Origin of the sequence: Lysinibacillus sp. A4 (assembly GCF_024919535.1) — a bacterium.
Taxonomy (GTDB): Bacteria; Bacillota; Bacilli; order Bacillales_A; family Planococcaceae; genus Lysinibacillus; species Lysinibacillus capsici.
The window spans coordinates 1-1,645 of record NZ_JANWTB010000033.1; the positions used below are offsets into that span (position 1 = coordinate 1).

Here is a 1,645-nt window from a genome sequence, read left to right on the forward strand (position 1 = left end):
TGTTTATCTAAGGGGAGTATTTTTTATGGGGCGAAGCAAACATCCACTCGAGTTGAAACTACATATCCTTCAATTGTTCGAAGAAGGTCACTATTCTATCAATGAATTGTGTGAAAGGTTTTCAATAGATCATCAAACTTTTCATAGATGGAAAATGAGATTTGAGGCAGGTGGACGTGAAGGATTACAAGAAGCTACTTCATGTAAGTTCTATTCAAAAGCGTTAAAACTAGCGGCTGTGGAGGACTACATTCAACGAAATTATTCACAGATGGAGGTGTTGTCGAAATACGAGATTAGCAGTACCTCCGTTTTAAAAAGCTGGGTAAAAAAGTATACTAGTCATAGTGAAATAAAAGATTCAGGTAAAGGAATGAGTCAAGCTATGACAGAAGGAAGAAAGACAACTTTTGAAGAACGTATTGAGATTGTCGAGTACTGTTTGAAGCACCAGAAAAATTATCAGTTGGCAGCACACACCTATGGTGTTTCGTATCAACAGGTATATCAATGGTCGAAGAAATTTGAAACGAACGGTGAAGAGGGATTACGTGATCGTCGTGGTCGCACAAAAGATGAAGTCGAATTAACCGTTGAGGAGAAATTGAAATTAGAGATTCAACGTATTGAACGTGAAAATGAACGTTTACGTGCAGAAAATTTATTTTTAAAAAAGTTAGAGGAAATCGAAAGGAGGCGTCGTTAAGCCAAGTACGTCTACAGCAACGCTATTTAGCGATTCAAGAATTACATCGAGAGGAAGAACTTTCGATTCTTTTACTATGTGAAATAGCTGATGTTTCGCGTGCAGCTTACTATAAGTGGCTAAGTCGCAAGCCTTCTAACAGAGAAGTTGAAAATGAAGCAATTTTAAAGGACATTCGTCTCCTTTACCAACAAGTAGATGGAATTTACGGCTATCGTCGTACAACGTTGACAATCAATCGTCAGCGAAAAGAAAATAATCAAACAACGGTTAACGAAAAGCGTATTTATCGTTTAATGCAGATTAGTGGATTGAAGTCTGTTATTCGTAGAAAGCGCAAGCCTTATCGTAAATCTCCAGCACATCATGTGGCGGAGAACGTATTAAATAGAGCATTTGCATCGAAAAAGCCCAATGAAAAATGGTGTACAGATGTCACAGAGTTTAAGTATGGAAATGGGAAAAAAGCTTATTTAAGTGCAATTATCGATTTATATGATGGTTCAATTGTGAGTTATGTGTTAGGTCATTCGAATAATAATTCCCTTGTTTTCAAAACAATAAAATCAGCTATTCAATCATTACAATCAGGCGAACAGCCATTAATACATAGTGATCGAGGTTTTCAATATACATCAAAGGAATTTAAGCGAATTGTGGAAACTGCCAATATGACACAGAGTATGTCCCGTATTGGTCGATGTATTGATAACGGACCAATTGAATCATTTTGGGGCACATTGAAGTGTGAGAAGTATTATTTACATAAGTACGATTCATATGAAGAGTTAAAACTAGCGATTGATGATTATATTCATTTTTATAATTACTATCGTTATCAGAAACGATTAAGCGGTTTAAGTCCGTTAGAATTCAGGACTCAAGCCGCTTAATACATTTTTTATTATTTCAACTGTCTACTTGACGGGGTGCAGTTCA

1 protein-coding gene is annotated in these 1,645 nt (G+C 36.3%); it reads left to right on the forward strand.

The window, feature by feature from the left end; all coding sequences use genetic code 11:
• The first annotated feature begins 25 nt into the window (after positions 1–25).
• A protein-coding gene (locus NY607_RS24135; protein ID WP_237899731.1) for an IS3 family transposase occupies positions 26–1,599 on the forward strand; the annotation gives its coding sequence in 2 pieces (ribosomal slippage) (positions 26–668 and positions 668–1,599; 1,575 coding nt in all).
• Positions 1,600–1,645: the final 46 nt, after the last annotated feature.